The 15,614-nt window shown below is 68.9% G+C and carries 13 protein-coding genes; 4 read left to right on the top strand and 9 right to left on the bottom strand.

Annotated elements, in window-relative coordinates:
* The first annotated feature begins 149 nt into the window (after window positions 1–149).
* The 3 genes from ABIE04_RS06575 to ligB all read left to right on the top strand — a co-directional run bounded on the left by ABIE04_RS06575 (window position 150) and on the right by ligB (window position 4,160).
* Entirely contained in the window at window positions 150–1,589 is a 1,440-nt protein-coding gene (locus ABIE04_RS06575; RefSeq protein ID WP_354547751.1) for an FAD-dependent oxidoreductase, read from the top strand.
* Window positions 1,590–1,598: 9 nt separating this feature from the next.
* Window positions 1,599–2,375 carry an NRDE family protein gene (locus tag ABIE04_RS06570; RefSeq protein WP_354547750.1) on the top strand — a complete coding sequence of 259 codons (777 nt, stop codon included), beginning with the start codon at window positions 1,599–1,601 and terminating at the stop codon, window positions 2,373–2,375.
* Window positions 2,376–2,468: 93 nt separating this feature from the next.
* Window positions 2,469–4,160 carry an NAD-dependent DNA ligase LigB gene (gene ligB, locus ABIE04_RS06565; protein ID WP_354547749.1) on the top strand — a complete coding sequence of 564 codons (1,692 nt, stop codon included), beginning with the start codon at window positions 2,469–2,471 and terminating at the stop codon, window positions 4,158–4,160.
* Between the two features lie 3 nt (window positions 4,161–4,163).
* Here the strand turns inward: ligB and ABIE04_RS06560 are convergent, their stop codons facing one another.
* The 7 genes from ABIE04_RS06560 to dinG form a co-directional block, all read right to left on the bottom strand.
* Window positions 4,164–4,565 carry a YchJ family protein gene (locus tag ABIE04_RS06560; protein WP_354547748.1) on the bottom strand — a complete coding sequence of 134 codons (402 nt, stop codon included), beginning with the start codon at window positions 4,563–4,565 and terminating at the stop codon, window positions 4,164–4,166.
* Between the two features lie 55 nt (window positions 4,566–4,620).
* Window positions 4,621–5,220, bottom strand: a complete 600-nt coding sequence (locus ABIE04_RS06555) for a DUF938 domain-containing protein (protein WP_354547747.1) — start codon at window positions 5,218–5,220, stop codon at window positions 4,621–4,623.
* 2 nt (window positions 5,221–5,222) lie between these two features.
* A complete protein-coding gene (locus ABIE04_RS06550; RefSeq protein WP_354547746.1) occupies window positions 5,223–6,284 on the bottom strand; it encodes an STAS-like domain-containing protein in 1,062 nt (353 codons plus the stop codon).
* Between the two features lie 117 nt (window positions 6,285–6,401).
* Window positions 6,402–6,599: a hypothetical protein gene (locus ABIE04_RS06545; RefSeq protein WP_056388106.1), complete on the bottom strand. Its 198-nt coding sequence runs from the start codon at window positions 6,597–6,599 to the stop codon at window positions 6,402–6,404.
* A gap of 91 nt (window positions 6,600–6,690) precedes the next feature.
* On the bottom strand, window positions 6,691–7,269 hold the full coding sequence (locus tag ABIE04_RS06540; RefSeq protein WP_354547745.1) for an NnrU family protein: 579 nt from the start codon (window positions 7,267–7,269) through the stop codon (window positions 6,691–6,693).
* A gap of 54 nt (window positions 7,270–7,323) precedes the next feature.
* Window positions 7,324–7,884, bottom strand: a complete 561-nt coding sequence (locus ABIE04_RS06535; protein WP_354547744.1) for a HutD/Ves family protein — start codon at window positions 7,882–7,884, stop codon at window positions 7,324–7,326.
* Window positions 7,881–10,001, bottom strand: a complete 2,121-nt coding sequence (dinG, locus tag ABIE04_RS06530) for an ATP-dependent DNA helicase DinG (RefSeq protein WP_354547743.1) — start codon at window positions 9,999–10,001, stop codon at window positions 7,881–7,883. Before dinG ends, ABIE04_RS06535 begins: the two co-directional genes overlap by 4 nt.
* Before the next feature lie 219 nt (window positions 10,002–10,220).
* Here dinG and ABIE04_RS06525 point away from each other — a divergent pair, with 219 nt between their 5' ends.
* The gene (locus tag ABIE04_RS06525; RefSeq protein ID WP_354547742.1) at window positions 10,221–13,178 is read left to right on the top strand and encodes an EAL domain-containing protein; all 2,958 of its coding nucleotides are present in this window, start codon (window positions 10,221–10,223) and stop codon (window positions 13,176–13,178) included.
* Between the two features lie 8 nt (window positions 13,179–13,186).
* Here ABIE04_RS06525 and ABIE04_RS06520 read toward each other — a convergent pair whose 3' ends face one another.
* Both ABIE04_RS06520 and ABIE04_RS06515 read right to left on the bottom strand, forming a co-directional pair.
* Window positions 13,187–13,849 (bottom strand): DsbA family oxidoreductase, encoded by a 663-nt coding sequence (locus ABIE04_RS06520; RefSeq protein ID WP_354547741.1) that lies wholly within the window; start codon window positions 13,847–13,849, stop codon window positions 13,187–13,189.
* 93 nt (window positions 13,850–13,942) lie between these two features.
* On the bottom strand, window positions 13,943–15,589 hold the full coding sequence (locus ABIE04_RS06515; RefSeq protein WP_354547740.1) for an NAD(P)/FAD-dependent oxidoreductase: 1,647 nt from the start codon (window positions 15,587–15,589) through the stop codon (window positions 13,943–13,945).
* Between the last annotated feature and the right edge of the window lie 25 nt (window positions 15,590–15,614).

Genomic DNA, 15,614 nt, shown 5'->3' with positions numbered 1-15,614 from the left:
CAGCTTTCGCTCCTCCCCCTGCATGCAGGGGGAGGTTGGGAGGGGGTGAAGCTTTACGCCCTGGTGCGCAAGATCAAAAGCGAACCCCTCCCCAACCCTCCCCTGCAAGCAGGGGAGGGGGTACAGGCCTGCCGCAACAGGGGGAACGCATGAGCGACAAACTGTTCCGCTTCCTCGACCTGCCGCGCCAGCCACCGAAGGCGGTGCCGGTGGCGATCCGCGTGCTTGGCTATGGCGAAATCAGCGGCGACTTCGCGCCGCCCGCGGCGGTGGGCCAGGCCGAGCGCTGCCTCGACTGCGGCAACCCGTATTGCGAGCACGCCTGTCCGGTGCACAACTACATCCCGGACTGGCTGAAGCTGGTGCAGGATGGACGCCTGTTCGAAGCCGCCACCCTGATGCACGAGACCAACCCGCTGCCGGAGATCTGCGGCCGCGTGTGTCCGCAGGATCGCCTGTGCGAAGGCGCCTGCACGCTGGAGCAGGGCGGTTTCGGCGCAGTGACGATCGGCAGCATCGAGCGTTCGATCACCGACGAGGCGTTCCGCCAGGGCTGGCGACCGGACCTGTCCGGCGTGGTGGAGACCGGCCGCCGCGTGGCGGTGGTCGGCGCCGGCCCGGCCGGCATGTCGTGCGCTGACCGGCTGCGCCGCGCCGGCATCGCGGTGGACGTGTTCGACCGCCAGCGCGAGATCGGCGGCCTGCTCACCTTCGGCATCCCGCCGTTCAAGCTGGACAAGACGGTGATCCATACCCGCCGCGAGGTACTCGAAGGCATGGGCGTGCGCTTCCACCTCGACGTGGAGATCGGCCGCGACATCGCGTTCGAACAACTGCTGGCCGACTATGACGCGGTGTTCCTCGGCACCGGCGCCTACACCTTCGTCGACGGCGAACTGCCGGGCCGCGAGCTCGACGGCGTGCACGACGCGCTGCCGTTCCTGATCGCGAACGCGAACCGCCTGCTCGACGACCAGCCGGTGCCGCCCGCGCTCGACCTCAACGGCAAGCACGTCGTCGTGCTTGGCGGTGGCGATACCGGCATGGACTGCAACCGCACCTCGGTGCGCCTCGGCGCCGCCTCGGTCACCTGCGTGTACCGGCGCGACGAGGCCAGCATGCCCGGCTCGCGCCGCGAGGTCGGCTACAGCCGCGAAGAAGGCGTGAACTTCCTGTTCCATCGCCAGCCGCTGGCCTTGCTCGGCGAGCAGGGCAAGGTGCGCGGCGTGCGCCTGGTCCATACCGAAGTGGGCATCGACACGCATGGCCGCGCACGACTGCAGCACGTCGAGGGCAGCGAGACCGAGCTGCGCGCCGACGTGGTGATCCAGGCGTTCGGCTTCCGCCCCAGCCCGCCGGCGTGGTGCGCGGAGCATGGCATCGAACTGGACGCCGGCGGCCGCATCGTGGCCGGCGGTGCGCAGCGGCTGCCGTTCCAGACCGGCCATCCGAAGATCTTCGCCGGCGGCGACAACATGCGCGGCGCCGACCTGGTGGTGCGCGCGGTGCACGACGGACGCGAAGCGGCCGGGTCGATCGCGCGGATGCTCAGCGAGCTTCCCCTGGCCGCAATGGCCTGTGTGGCGTAGGTTGCGCGCATGTGCCTGATCGCGTTCGCCTGGCATGCCCATCCGCGCTGGCGCCTGCTGCTGGCGGGCAACCGCGATGAATTCCACGCGCGGCCCAGTGCGGCGCTGGCGCGCTGGGACGACGCGCCGATCGTCGGCGGGCGCGATCTCGAGGCCGGCGGCACCTGGCTGGGCGCCACCGACGGCGGGCGCTGCTGCGTGGTGACCAACGTGCGCGATCCGCGCGACCCGCAACTCGGCACCTCGCGCGGCCTGCTGGCCACCGATTATCTCCGTGGCGACGCCGATGCCGCCACGCACGCGCAGCAACTGCTGCGCACGGCGGCGGACTATCGGCCGTTCAACCTGCTCACCTTCGATGCACGCGAGGCGTTCTATCTCGGCAACCGCCCCGAGCCGCGCGCGCAGGCGGTCACTTCCGGCGTGCACGGCCTGTCGAACGCCGACTTCAACACACCGTGGCCGAAGGCCCGCGCGCTGATGCAGCGGCTGCAGCAATGGATCGATGCCGGCGGCGATGCGGATTTCGCGCCACTGTTCGAGGCGCTCGCCGACGAGCGGGAGGCGCCGGAGGCGCAGCTACCGGATACCGGCGTGGGACTGGAGCGCGAGCGCTGGCTGTCGTCGGCGTTCATCCGCGGCGAGCAGTACGGCACCCGTGCCAGCACCGTGGTGGCGATCGGCCACGACGGAGGTGGCGTGATCGCGGAGCGTCGCTTCGGGCCGAACGGCCGCTTCCACGGCGAGACGATGCTGCGCTTCGGCGAACTGGCGCTGCAGCGCTAGCCCGACGCCTACGCATGCGATCGGCATCGGCGGCTGCCGGCGCCGCTGGCCGCTGGCTAGCCTGTCGCCGAGTCCACGGAACGGAACGGGCACATGCACAAGGGGTGGTTTTCGCTGGTCGCTGGCATCGCGCTGTCCATCGCCGGCGTGACGCGTGCGGCCGATTGTCCGGATTGGTCGCCGGCGCGGGCGCGGCAGGAACTCGCCGCGCTGCATGACCGGCTGGACGGCTGGAACCACGCGTACCGCGTCGAGGGCCAGTCGCCGGTGAGCGATGCGGTCTACGACCAGGCCATGCAGCGCCTCGCCGCATGGCGGCGCTGTTTTCCCGCGCAAGCACCGGCGCCGCTGGCGCACCTCGCCGACGCCAGCGGCCGGATACGTTCACCGGTGGCGCAGACCGGCCTGGCCAAGCTGCCGGACGCCGCGGCGGTCGGTGCATGGATGCACGCGCACGGCGACCGCGACCTGTGGGTGCAGCCGAAGGCCGACGGCGTGGCGGTCACCTTGCTGTATGTGGACGGCCAGTTGCGCCAGGCGAGCAGCCGCGGCGACGGCCTGCACGGCTCGGACTGGACGGCGCTGGCCCAACGGATCGACGCGATACCGAAGCGGCTGCCGCACGCACCGGCGCGCGTGGTTTTGCAGGGCGAGCTGTACTGGCGCCTGCCCAGCCACGTGCAGGCCGACGATGGCGGCGCCAACGCGCGATCGGCGGTGGCCGGCGCGCTGGCGCGCGATACGCTGGATGCCGACAGCGCGGCGCAGATCGGCCTGTTCGTATGGGACTGGCCCAGCGGCCCGGCCGACATGCCGTCGCGGCTGGCCGGCCTTGCAGCCATGGGGCTGGCCGACAGCGTGGCGTATACGCGGCCGGTCGCCACGCTGGATGACGTGAAGCAGTGGCGCGAGCAGTGGTACCGCCACGCGATGCCGTTCGCCGCCGACGGCACGGTGCTGCGCCAGGGCCATCGGCCGCCGGCCGCGACCTGGCAGGCGGCACCGCCGGACTGGGCGGTGGCGTGGAAGTATCCGGCCGCATCGGCGCTGGCCGAGGTACGCGCGGTGGACTTCACCGTGGGCCGCAGCGGCCGCATCACGCCGGTGCTGGAACTGGAGCCGGTGCAACTGGACGACCATCGCGTGCAGCGGGTCAGCGTGGGTTCGCTCAAGCGCTGGCAGCAGCTCGACATCCGCCCCGGCGACCAGGTCGAGGTGGTACTCGCCGGGCTGACCATTCCGCGCCTGCAGTCGGTGGCGTGGCGCACGCAGCGGCGCGCGCCGGTGACGCCGCCGGATCCGCGGGCGCACGGCCCGTTGAGTTGCTGGCAGGCCACGCCCGGCTGCGAGCAGCAGTTCCGCGCGCGGCTGGTGTGGCTCGGCGGCCGGCAGGGGCTGCAGCTGGAGGGGCTCGGTGCGGATACCTGGCAGGCCCTGATCGATGCCGGACTGGTCCATCGCCTGCTCGACTGGATGAGCCTCACGCCGGAACGACTGGCGACCGTGCCCGGCTTGGGCGCCGGTCGCGCGGCGGCGCTGGCGCAGACCTTTGCCGATGCGCGCGATCGCCCGTTCGCGCGTTGGCTGCAGGCGCTCGGCGTGCCGTCCGGCGTCGCAGCCGGGCTGCCCGACTGGGCCGCACTGAGCGCACGCGGCGCGAGCGACTGGCAAGTGCTCGCCGGCATTGGCGCCGGTCGCGCGAACCAGCTAGTGGCGTTCTTCGCCTGTCCCGAGGTGCGCGCCCAAGCGGCACGCCTGCACGCCGCCGGCGTGCAGGGTTTTTGAGCGTCAGCTCTTCAATTCGCCGTCGTGGTAGTACCAGCGGCCGTCCTCGCGCACGAAGCGGCTGGTCTCGTGCTGGCGCTGTGCGCGGCCGCCGCCGAGGCGGTAGCGGGCGACGAACTCGACGATGGCGTGGTGGTCGTCGATCGCCTGTCTGCGCCGCACTTCCAGTCCCAGCCAAGTCGGCGGCGGTTGCTGCGCGGCCAGCCGCAACGAGGCTGGCCGCGTGTCGGGATGCCAGCTGGCAAGCAGATAGTCCTCACGCTTGAGCACGTAGGCGCTGTAGCGCGAGCGCATCAATTGTTCGGCCGTGGCGGCGGCAGCGCCGTCGTGCAGTGGCCCGCAGCACTGGCTGTAGCCGGCCGGGTTGCCGCAGGGGCAAGGGGTCAGCGTGTCGATCGACTTCATGCCGCCTTTGTACCCGGTTCGGCGCGATTGTGCAGGCCCCCGTGCAGGCGGGTACTCAGCCGTGCCTGCGCCGCCACACGCGGCAGCGGTTGTTCGCCGGCATCGCGATGTCCGCGAGCAAACGGAAGCCGGCGGCGTCGGCCAGTGCGTCGACGGCTTCGGCGTCGCGGATCGCCATGTGCGCGCCGCGTGCCTTGAGCCACTGGTCGAACGCGGCATTGCTCTCGCTGCTGTAGCGGCCCTGCGCGTTGAACGGGCCGTAGATGACCAGGACCGCGTCGTCGGTGGTGATCGCGGGCAATTGCGCGAACAGCCGCTGCACCTCCGGCCAGGCCATGATGTGCAAGGTGTTGGCGCTGAACACGGCGTCAAACGGGCCCGGCGGCCAGGTGTCGTTGACGTCGAACTCCAGCGGTGCCGGCGTGTTCGGCAGCGCGGCCTCATCCAGCCAGGCGCGGATGCCGGGCAGGTTCTCCGCGCGATCGGAGCTTTGCCAGGTCAGCCAGGGCAGCGCCGCGGCGAAATGCACCGCGTGCTGGCCGGTGCCGCTGCCGATCTCCAGCACATTCCGGCGATCGGAAAAATACTCGCGCAGCACGCCGAGGATCGGTTCGCGATTGCGCTCGCTCGAAGGCGAGTGAGGTTTGATGGCCATGGTCAGGGCAACGGGAGTCGATCGCTTTCCGCATCGCGAGCGACTTCCGCTCGACGAATCATCTGTTGAACTGCGGGAACCGCGTGCATCGGAACGAGGGTGACATCGGGGTGGTCGTGCGCAAAGACACGGAACACTTCATCCGCAAAGGCCTGGCCGATGCTGGTTACCGCTTCGAAGTCGAGTACCACGGTGCGGAATCGCTCTACCCGTTGCATCAGGCGCTTGGCTTGCGAGCGCGAGATCAGGTTCTCGTCGCCAACCCTGGCCAGCCTGACCGGGACGACCGTCTTGGCAAAGGTGTAATCGTCCGGTCCGCTGGAGTACTGGTCGAAAATTTCCTTGGCCGTCCTGGTCGTGTCGGTCCCGATTTCCATAAGCACCGTCGTGCCATGGTTGACATGGCGCATGTCGATGTCGAAAAGCAGATCGTCGCCCGCTCCATCGTCATGGTCGAAGACCAGATCGCCGGAAGCGATCTGGAAACGGTCGAACATGCGCGAAGTGAAAAACACACCTTCGCCGGAATGGCGCCTTGGATCGGTGGTCAACTTTCCCTTTGAAAGCTCAAGCAGTGCCAGCCGCTCGTCGGGAAGATCCAGTGCGCGAGTGATCTTGCGGAAAATGCCGACTCCATCGTCCGCCACCATCATGGCAACCTGGCGGTCATTGCGATCCAGGAGAACCCTGAGGTGTTTCCCTTCGGAGTGATCGATGGCGTTGTTGACCATTTCGGTCAAGCCGTGGTGGCTGATGTCGACGATGTTTGCCGGCAGGCCTTTCAGCAGTGGCGCGATATCACGTGCCCATACGCGATCCTCAGCGAGACCGTGCAGCAGATGGCGAAAAGTGGCGCGGCGGGAGGTGCCGGGACGGTAGGTTGGTCGCGTTGTTCCGACCTTGGCCAGATAGCCTTCGCCGATCAGCGCGCGCGCGCGCGTGGCTACGGCGGCGCGGCTGAGTCCCAATGCGTCGGCGACGACGCGCACCAGGTCGTTGGGATGGCTCTGGACCTGGGCCAACAACGAGGCATCAATTTCCGCGGAACGGCTGGGTCGGGCCATGGGGGCACCATAAAGTATGCGGTGCCTATTGGATAGTTATCCGGTCCCATTGTAAAGTTATGAATGGCTTGGGGCCTTCAAATTAGCGGGATGCCGGCCTGAAGGGCGGAGCCGGTGTCAGACCGGATGACCGCGCAGCACGCGCGCCGGCAGCATCAGCAGGGCGCCGAGGAAGGCGAACACGGCGCTCACGGTGATGCCGACCAGACGCAGCGGCAGCAACAGCAGCCACACGATCGGGTACAGCACCAGCGCCAGCAGCGCGAGCGGCCAGCAGAACACCAGCAGCAACAGCCAGAGCAGGAAACCGGTCATGCGTCGGTCCTCGCGGGTGGGGAGTGCGGCGAACTCTAGCGCAGATCGGCACGCGTGCGCAGATGACTCCCGACACCCCCGCGGCATCGGTTCATGCCATCGGATTGACGCCGATCAGCCACAGGTGCAGCCACAGCGCGAACACGGCCCAGGCGGCGATGCCAATCACAGCGACCAGCACGTCGCCTTGCAGCGTGCCGGCCGGATAGACGGTGCCCGCCGCGCGGTCGCGTCGACGCGACACGATGAACAGCGCCACCGCCCACAGCAGGAAGGCGCCGAACAGCAGCACGTCGTGCAGCATGCCGGTGGCCAGCAGGTGGCCGAACGCCCACACCTTTACGCCGAGCAGCATCGGGTGGCCGAATTTCGCCTTGAGATGGTTGCGCGGGACATAGGCGGCAGCCACCAGCACGAACGCGACCAGGGTGAACAGCGCGTTGGCGTGGCGCAAGGCCAGCGGCGGCACGTAGAGCAGCACGGCGTGCTGGCGCGCCAGGCCGAAGCCCCAGCAGATCAGCGCAAAGCCGATCAGCGATACCAGCGTGTACAGGCCTTTCCAGCGCCACTCGCCCAGCCGCGCCAGCTGTCGGTTGCGCCAGCCGTCGGCAAACAGGCGCAGCGAATGCACGCCAAGAAAGATCAGCAGGCCGAGGATCAGGATGGACATGAAGTTCGCCTTGCTCAGGTGGGTGGCCCGAGTATAGGCGAGCGCAGCGGCCGATCAGCTGGCGCGAGGCTTGACCCGGACGACCAGCGCCAGCGCACCGTCGCACAGCGTGAGCGGATCGACCGCGCGCGGCGGCGGTCGCCATGCGTCGCCGACGTGCAGGCGACCGCCGGCGGTGTCGATCGAGCCGCGGGCACAGAAGACCAGCACCGTCGCCGGGTCGGGCCTGCGCGTTGCCGGTTCGTGCCACGGCAACACCTCGCCGCGCGCCTGCGCGCGCCGCACCATCAGGTTGAAATCGCGGGTAGGGCCGCCGGCGAGCGCCACGTCCACCTTCGCCTCGCCGGCAAACGCGAACGGCACGAACGGCGTGGTCAGCGCGTGCACACGACCGTCGTCCAGCTTCATCGTGAAGCCGGCACCGTCGAGCAGCACGATCTGCCGGTCGATGCCGGGGAACGCGGAGAACGGCGCGGCGCTGTCGACTTCGGCCACGCTCACTCGCCACAGGAAACCGTCGCCGCCGTCGACGGACGGCTGGACGGCTATTTCGCGGGTGCGGCCCAAGCCGTTTTTCCATGGTTGCGAGGGACAATCGGCCAGGCGGATGATCATGCGGTCCTCTCGATGATGCGCTGGAACGGCGGCAGCGCCTTCAGCATGCCGCTGCCGTAGCGCTTGGTGACCACGCGGCGGTCCAGCAGCACGATGCGGCCGCGGTCGGTCTCGTTGCGGATCAGGCGGCCGCAGTACTGGGTGAGCAGGCGCGTGGCCTCGGGGATGCTGACTTCGATGAACGGGTTGCGCCCGCGCGATTCCAGCCACTCGGCGTAGGTGGCTCCGACCGGGTCGGTGGGTACCGCGAACGGCAGCTGGGTGATCACCACCGTCTCGCACAGCTTGCCGGGCAGGTCCAGGCCCTCGCCGAACGAGGCCAGCCCGAACAGCGTGCTGCCCTTGCCGGCCTCGATATCGGCGCAGTGTTCGGCGACCAGCTGCGACTTGCCCAGCGAACCCTGCGCGCGCACCTTGCGCACCTGCGCAATCGGCAGCTTCTGCAACACGCGGTCGAGCTTCACGCGCGAGGTGAACAGCACCAGGTTGCCGGCGTCCCAGTCGAGGTTCTCGGCCAGCCATTCGCTGATTTCCTCGGCGTGCGCTTCGCGCGCATCCGGTAGCGTGCGCATCGCCGGCACTTCGAGTCGTGCTTGTGAAGCAAGGTCGAACGGCGAGGGCAGGCTCAGGGTCACCGCATCGTCGGGCAGGCCCACGGCGTCGGCGAAGCCACGGAAGTTGCCGCCCGCGCTCAGCGTGGCCGAGGTCATCAGCACGCCGCTGGCGTTGCCCCACAGCACGCTGCGCAGCAGCCCGGCGGCAGAGACCGCCGAGGCATGGCAGACCAGCTGCTGGTCGGCACCCAGCGTGACCCAGCGCGCCAGCGGCGGCGCGTCGTCCGGATCGTCGCTGGACCACGCGCGCCAGCAACTGGCCTGCTTGCCGATGCGTTCCAGCGCGATGCCCAGCTCGCGCGACAGCGCTTCCTGGGTCGGGCCGCCGTCGGTCATCTCGACCACGGCGCGGCGCACCGCACCGAGCCAGCGCTGCACCTCGCCGGTGCACAGGCTGAGCCCGCGCGCGTGTTCCATCCACGATTCGGGCAGTTGGCCCAGCGAGCCGCGGTACATCGGTTCGGTCTCGGCCGGATCGGGCAGCCAGCCGAGGCGGATTTCCTTTTCCAGTTCCTCCAGCGCATCGCTGAGTTCCTGCAGCTTCGCGTCGCCGGCATCCAGCGTGAGCTTGCCCAGGGTTTCCTTGTCGGTGAGCGAGTAGGCCGCGTGCACCTGCCGGCCGAGCCGGCTGAGCTGGCGCACGGTGGCGGTCATGTAAACCTCGGCTGCGCCGCGGTCGATCGCCTTGCCCGGCACGTGATGGCCTTCGTCGAAGATGTACAGCGTTTCGTCCGGCCGCGGCAGGATCACTCCACCCCATGCCTGGACACCGCCGCCTTCGTCCTCGCCCGGCATGGTGAGGTCGGCCAGCACCAGGTCCTGGTTCGCCACGATGATCTCGGCGTCATCCACCGCGCGGCGCGCAGCGAAGAAGGGGCAGATCATGAACTGGCCGCACTTGCGGTTGGTGCAGCCGCCGGCGCTGGTGGTGATCATCGGCCGCAGCAGGTCGCTGACCGGCTCCGGCGCGCTGTCCATGTCGCCATCCCACTCGTTGCGGTCGAACGCGTTGCGCAGTTTCGCCAGTGCCTGCTTGTCGCGCGCCTGCGGCGGCTTCGTCCACAGCACCAGATCCGCGTCGAAGCCGGCCAATCCCATCTGCGCGGTGTCGTTGATGCTGTTCGCCGCCATCATCAGGTTGCGCGGGCACAGGTAGCGGCCGCGGCCCTTGGCCAGCGCCACCTTCGCCTCGATGCCGTTGAGCTGCAGATACAGCGGGATGTCGCGCTGTACCAGCTGTTCCTGCAGCGCCACCGTGGCGGTGGCGATCAGCAGCTTCTTCTTCTGGAAACGCGCCACTTCCACGCCGGCGATCAGGTAGGCCATCGACTTGCCGGTGCCGGTGGGCGCCTCGATCACCGCCACCCCGCCGGCCTGGCCGAATGCCTTGGCCACTTCGGCGATCATCCGCCCCTGCGAGGCGCGCGCGCGGAAGCCGGGCAAGCCATCCTTCAGGCGTGCATAGGCGGCGCGGATGGCGTCTTTGGTGGTGTCGGCGAGCATGGACGGATCAGAAACCTGTGCTGCGGATGGCGCGTGAAGCCGCGTGAAGCATGGCGGCGGCCGACGGCGCCGGGCCGGTCGGTGCAGTCGGGCAGTTTATCGGTATTGCGCGTTCGCCCGCATGGGGGCAGGCTCAGCAAAGCCCGACGCCCGCGTGGCGCACCCCTTGGAGGGGAGCCCATCGGCGTTGGCGGGCCCGCGCCAGGGGGAGCTCCATCGATGAAGCATGCCGATGCTGTTGAGCCGATGCCGCACGACGGATCGTTGCAGCTGAGCTGGTTGGCCCGGCTGATCGTTGCGCATACGCCGGAGGAGGTGGCCGAGGCGATCGCTGCGCTGGCCCAGGCCAGACCGGGCTGCGTCGCTGCCAGCGTGCTGTGGGGACTGGATGGTATGGCGGCCGCGCCCGGCGTGGCGACGGCGCCGTTCGCGGCAGCTGACGGACCATGGCTGGCTGCTGCCAACCATGGGGAAGGGCCGCATTGGCATCCGGACCGCCAGCGCGTGGCGATCCGGCTGTGCGCGAAGCCCGAGCCGGCCGTGTTGCTGCTGCAACTGCAGCCCGCGCATGCCGATGGGGGGTTCTTCGCGGAACTGGAGGTGCCGTTGCAGCTGGCCGGCCAGCACCTGCGGCGGGCGCTGGAGTGGGCCGAACTGCAGGACTCGCACGAGCAGCTGGAGCGTTCGGAGAACCTGCAACGCGCGCTGTTCGCGATCTCCGACCTCGCCGGCTCCGAGCGCGACATGCCGGACATGTTGCGCGGCATCCATGCCATCGTCAGCACGCTGATGTACGCCGAAAATTTCTTCATCGTGCTGCACGACGCGGCGCGGAGCACGATCCGCTTCCTGTATTTCGTCGATGTCGAATCACTCCCTCCGTTCGAGATTGGCCATGACCTGCCGTTGAGCGTGATCGAGCACTCGCTGACCTGGTATGTGATCAGCGACGGCAAGGCACGCATGGGCGATGCCGAGGAGCTGCGCAAGCAGGTGACCGGGCCGGTGACGCTGATCGGCCCGGACAGCTACGACTGGCTGGGCGTGCCGATGCTGCGCGACGCCCAGCCGTGTGGCGCGCTGGTGGTGCAGAGCTACCGGCCGGACGTCGGTTTCAGCGACGAGGACCTGACGCTTCTGGAGTTCGTCGGCAGCCACATTCTCACCGCACTGGAGCGCAAGCAGGGCAAGGAAGACCTGGAGCACCGCGTGCAACTGCGCACCCAGCAGCTGGCCGAGGCTAACCGTGGCCTGCAGCTGGAGATACTGGAACGGCAGCGCGCCGAGCACCTGCAGGCCGCGCTGTTCCAGATCGCCGAGCTGGCCACGGCGGACATCGACCAGGATGCGTTCTATCGACGCGTGCACGCGGTGGTCGGCGAGCTGCTGAATGCGGAAAACTTCTTCATCGCCTTGCTCTCCGACGACCGCCTTCGGCTGACGTTTCCCTACTCGGTGGACGCGGTGCTGGCGCCGCCGGCCGAGCGCCCATTGGGCCGTGGCCTGAGCGAGTACGTGCTGCGCCTGGGGCGGGCGTTGCGCGTCGACAATGCCGACATCGAGGAACTCGACCGGCGCGGCGAGATCGCGCCGGGGCGGATGGGCTCGCCGGCGATGTGCTGGCTGGGCGTGCCGCTGATCGTGGCCGACGAGGTGATCGGCCTGGTCACCGTGCAGAGCTACCGGCCCGAGGTGGTGTACGGTCCGGCCGACCAGGAACTGCTCAGCTTCGTTGCCTCGCAGATCGCCAACAGCCTGACCCGGCGCCGTTCCGCCGAATCGCTGAAGCGCGCCTACGAGCAGCTCGAACACCGGGTGGAAGAGCGCACCCTGGCCTTGCGCAAGGAAATCATCGAACGCGAGCGCATGCAGGACCAGCTGCGCCACCAGGTCATGCACGACTCGCTGACCGGCCTGCCGAACCGCAGCTACCTGCGCGACCGCATCGATCGCGTGCTGGCCACCATGCGGCGCGAGCCGCAGCAGCGCTGCGCACTGCTGTACCTGGATGTGGACCGCTTCAAGATCATCAACGACAGCCTCGGCCACCTGGCCGGTGACGACGTGCTGAAAGAGGTGGCGACCCGCATGGCCAGTTGCGTGCGCCATCCCGATCTGGTGGCACGCTTGTCCGGCGACGAGTTCGCCATCCTGCTGGAACAGGACGACCTGCCGCAGGCGGCCACGACCGTGGCGCAGCGCGTGCTGGACGCACTGGGTGCGCCGATGCTGGTCGCCGGCAAGGAGCTGCAGGTGACCGCCAGCGTGGGCATCGCGATCGGCGACGATCACTACGCGGCGGCCGACGAGGTGCTGCGCGACGCCGACATCGCGCTATACCGGGCCAAGGAACTGGGGCGCAAGCGCTTCGAGCTGTTCGACGAGACGCTGGCGAAGAACGTGGTCGACGTGCTGGCGTTGGAGGGCGAGCTGCGCCAGGCGCTGCTGCACGATCAGTTCGAGCCGTACTTCCAGCCGATCTGCGCGCTCGACGGTACCGGCCAGGTGCTCGGCTACGAGGCGCTGATCCGCTGGAACCATCCGCAGCGCGGCGTGCTGCGGCCGGGCGATTTCCTGAAGATCGCCGAGGACAGCGGGCTGATCGAGTCGATCGACTGGCGCATGTTCGAACTCAGCTGCCGGCAGCTGCTGCGGCACGGTGGCGGCGACACCTTCATGACGGTGAATGTCTCGGCGCTGCACCTGCGCCATGCGGACTTCGACCGGCGCCTGATCCAGCTGCTGGAACGCACCGGCCTGCCGCCGTCGCGGCTGGTGGTCGAGGTCACCGAAGGTGCGCTGCTGGACAATCCGGAGCGCGTGCGCGCCACGCTGGAACGCCTGCGCACGATCGGCGTCGGCGCGGCGCTGGACGATTTCGGTACCGGCTACTCCTCGCTCAGCTACCTGCATTCGCTGCCGCTGCGCATCCTGAAGATCGACCGCGCCTTCGTGCAGGAGCTGGACAAGGGCGCCAACACCTCCAGCACCACGGTGGTGGCGGCGATCCTGGCGCTGGCGCGCGCGCTGAACATCCAGGTGATCGCCGAGGGCATCGAAACCGCGATCCAGCACGGCGCGCTGATGGCGATGGGCTGCGAGATGGGCCAGGGTTACCTGCTCGGCCATCCGGCGCCGATCGCACACTGGCTGGAGCCGCGTGCCGTCGACGCGTGAGTGCGGGGTTACGCGCTGGCGACGATCTGCCGCAACGCCTGCTCGAACGCTTCCGGCGGCTGCCCGCCGGAAATCAGGTGCTGGCCGTTGACGATGGTCGCCGGCACCGAGTGGATGCCGCGGCTCTGGAAGAACTGCTCCTGCGCGCGCACCTCGTTGGCGAACTCGTCGCCGGCGAGAATTTGCCGTGCGCGTTCGGCATCGAGGCCCGCTTCGGCAGCCAGCCGCTGCAGCGTGTCGTGCGCGCCCACATCCTCGCCATCGGTGAAATAGGCGCGAAACAGAACCTGCTTCAGGGCGAGCTGGCGCCCCTCCAGCTCGGCCCAGTGCAACAGCCGATGCGCGTCGAAGGTGTTGTAGACGCGGCTGCGCCGATCCATGTTGAACGTGAAACCGAGCGCCGCGCCACGCGCGCGGATCGCCTCCCGGTTCGCCATGACCTGCTCGACCGAACTGCCGTACTTGCGTGCCACGTGCTCGGTGGAATCCTCGCCTTCGGGTGCCATCTGCGGGTTCAGCTCGAACGGCTGGAAGTGGATCTGCGCGCTGACCTCGCCATCCAGCTTCGCCAGCGCCCGCTGCAGCGAAGCCAGGCCGATCGCGCACCATGGGCAGGAGACGTCGGAGACGAAGTCGATACGAAGCGGAGCGGACGTGGCTGGCGTGGACATCGGGATACCCTCATCAGGAGCGGGCAGCACGGGCGCGCTGCGGACCCGATTGAAATATGGCCGCACCGCGGTGAATCAATCATCGGCGCAGTCTCAGCTTGCAGTGATGCTCAGCGCCACTGCCTCGGCAATCTTGATGCCGTCCACCGCGGCCGACAGGATGCCGCCGGCGTAGCCGGCGCCTTCGCCGGCAGGGTACAGGCCGCGGGTGTTGAGGCTTTGCAGGCTGTCGTCGCGCTTGATGCGCACCGGCGAGGAGGTGCGCGTCTCGACGCCGGTAAGGATGGCGTCGTGCATCGCATAGCCCCTGATCTGCCGCTCGAACGCGGGCAGTGCCTCGCGGATCGCGGCGATCGCGTAGTCGGGCAGGGCGCTGTCGAGGCTGCCCAGCACGACGCCGGGTTTGTAGGAAGGTTGCACGTCGCCGAATTCGCGCGAGGCGCGGCCGGCCAGGAAGTCGCCGACCAGTTGCGCCGGGGCGCTGTAGTTTTCACCGCCGAGCACATAGGCGTGGCTTTCCAGCGCGCGCTGCAGGGCAATGCCGGCGAGCGGGCTGCCGCCGCCTTCACCAGATGTGGAGTCGTAGGGCGCGAAGTCAGACGGGTCGATGCCGACCACCACCGCCGCGTTCGCGTTGCGCTCGTTGCGTGAGTACTGGCTCATGCCGTTGGTCACCACGCGACCGGGCTCGCTGGCGGCGGCGACCACGGTGCCGCCGGGGCACATGCAGAAGCTGTACACCGAGCGGCCGTCTTTGCCGTGATGCACCAGCTTGTAGTCGGCCGCGCCGAGGGCCGGGTGGCCGGCCTGCGGGCCGAAGCGGGCGCGGTCGATCACCGACTGCGGATGCTCGATGCGGAAGCCGATCGAGAACGGTTTGGCCTCCAGATACACGCCGCGCGCATGCAGCATCTCGAAGGTGTCGCGCGCACTGTGGCCGAGCGCGAGCACCACGTGGTCGGCACGGATCTGTTCGCCGCTGGCCAAGGTGACGCCGCGGATCTGCTGCTGGCCATCCGCGCACGGCTCCAGCAGCAGGTCGTCGACGCGCTGGCTGAAGCGGATCTCGCCGCCCAGCGATTCGATCGTGGCGCGCATGTTCTCCACCATCGTCACCAGCCGGAACGTGCCGATGTGCGGCTTGCTGACGTAGAGGATTTCCTCCGGCGCACCCGCCTTGACGAACTCGGTCAGCACCTTGCGGCCGTGATGCAGCGGGTCGCGGATCTGGCTGTGCAGCTTGCCGTCGGAAAACGTGCCGGCGCCGCCCTCGCCGAACTGCACGTTGGATTCGGGATGCAGGTTGCGCTTGCGCCACAGATCCCAGGTGTCCTTGGTGCGCTCGCGCACTTCCTTGCCGCGGTCGAGGATGATCGGGCGGAATCCCATCTGCGCCAGGATCAACCCGGCGAACAGCCCGCACGGACCGAAGCCGACCACCAGCGGGCGGTGTTCCGGCCGTGACGGGGCCTTGGCCACGAAGTGGTAGTCGGTGTTCGGCGTGGGTTGCACATGGGGGTCGTCGGCGAAGCGCTGCAGCAGTTCGGCCTCGCGCGGGGTGTCGACGTCCAGCGCGTAGATCAGCGTGATCGCGCCGCGCTTGCGGGCGTCGTAGCCGCGCCGGGCGATGCTGTAGCCGGTGAGCGCGGCGGCTTCGATGTGCAGCCGCTTGAGGATCGCGGCGGTGAGTGCGGCCTCGCCGTGATCGAGCGGCAGCTTGAGGTCGGTCAGTCGCAGCATGGGGGTCCGGGGCGGTCGATCGGCG

The organism is Rhodanobacter soli (assembly GCF_040548735.1).
Classification (GTDB): Bacteria; Pseudomonadota; Gammaproteobacteria; order Xanthomonadales; family Rhodanobacteraceae; genus Rhodanobacter; species Rhodanobacter soli_A.
Note: the sequence above shows the minus strand (reverse complement) of the source record. Positions and strands in the feature narration are given on the sequence as shown.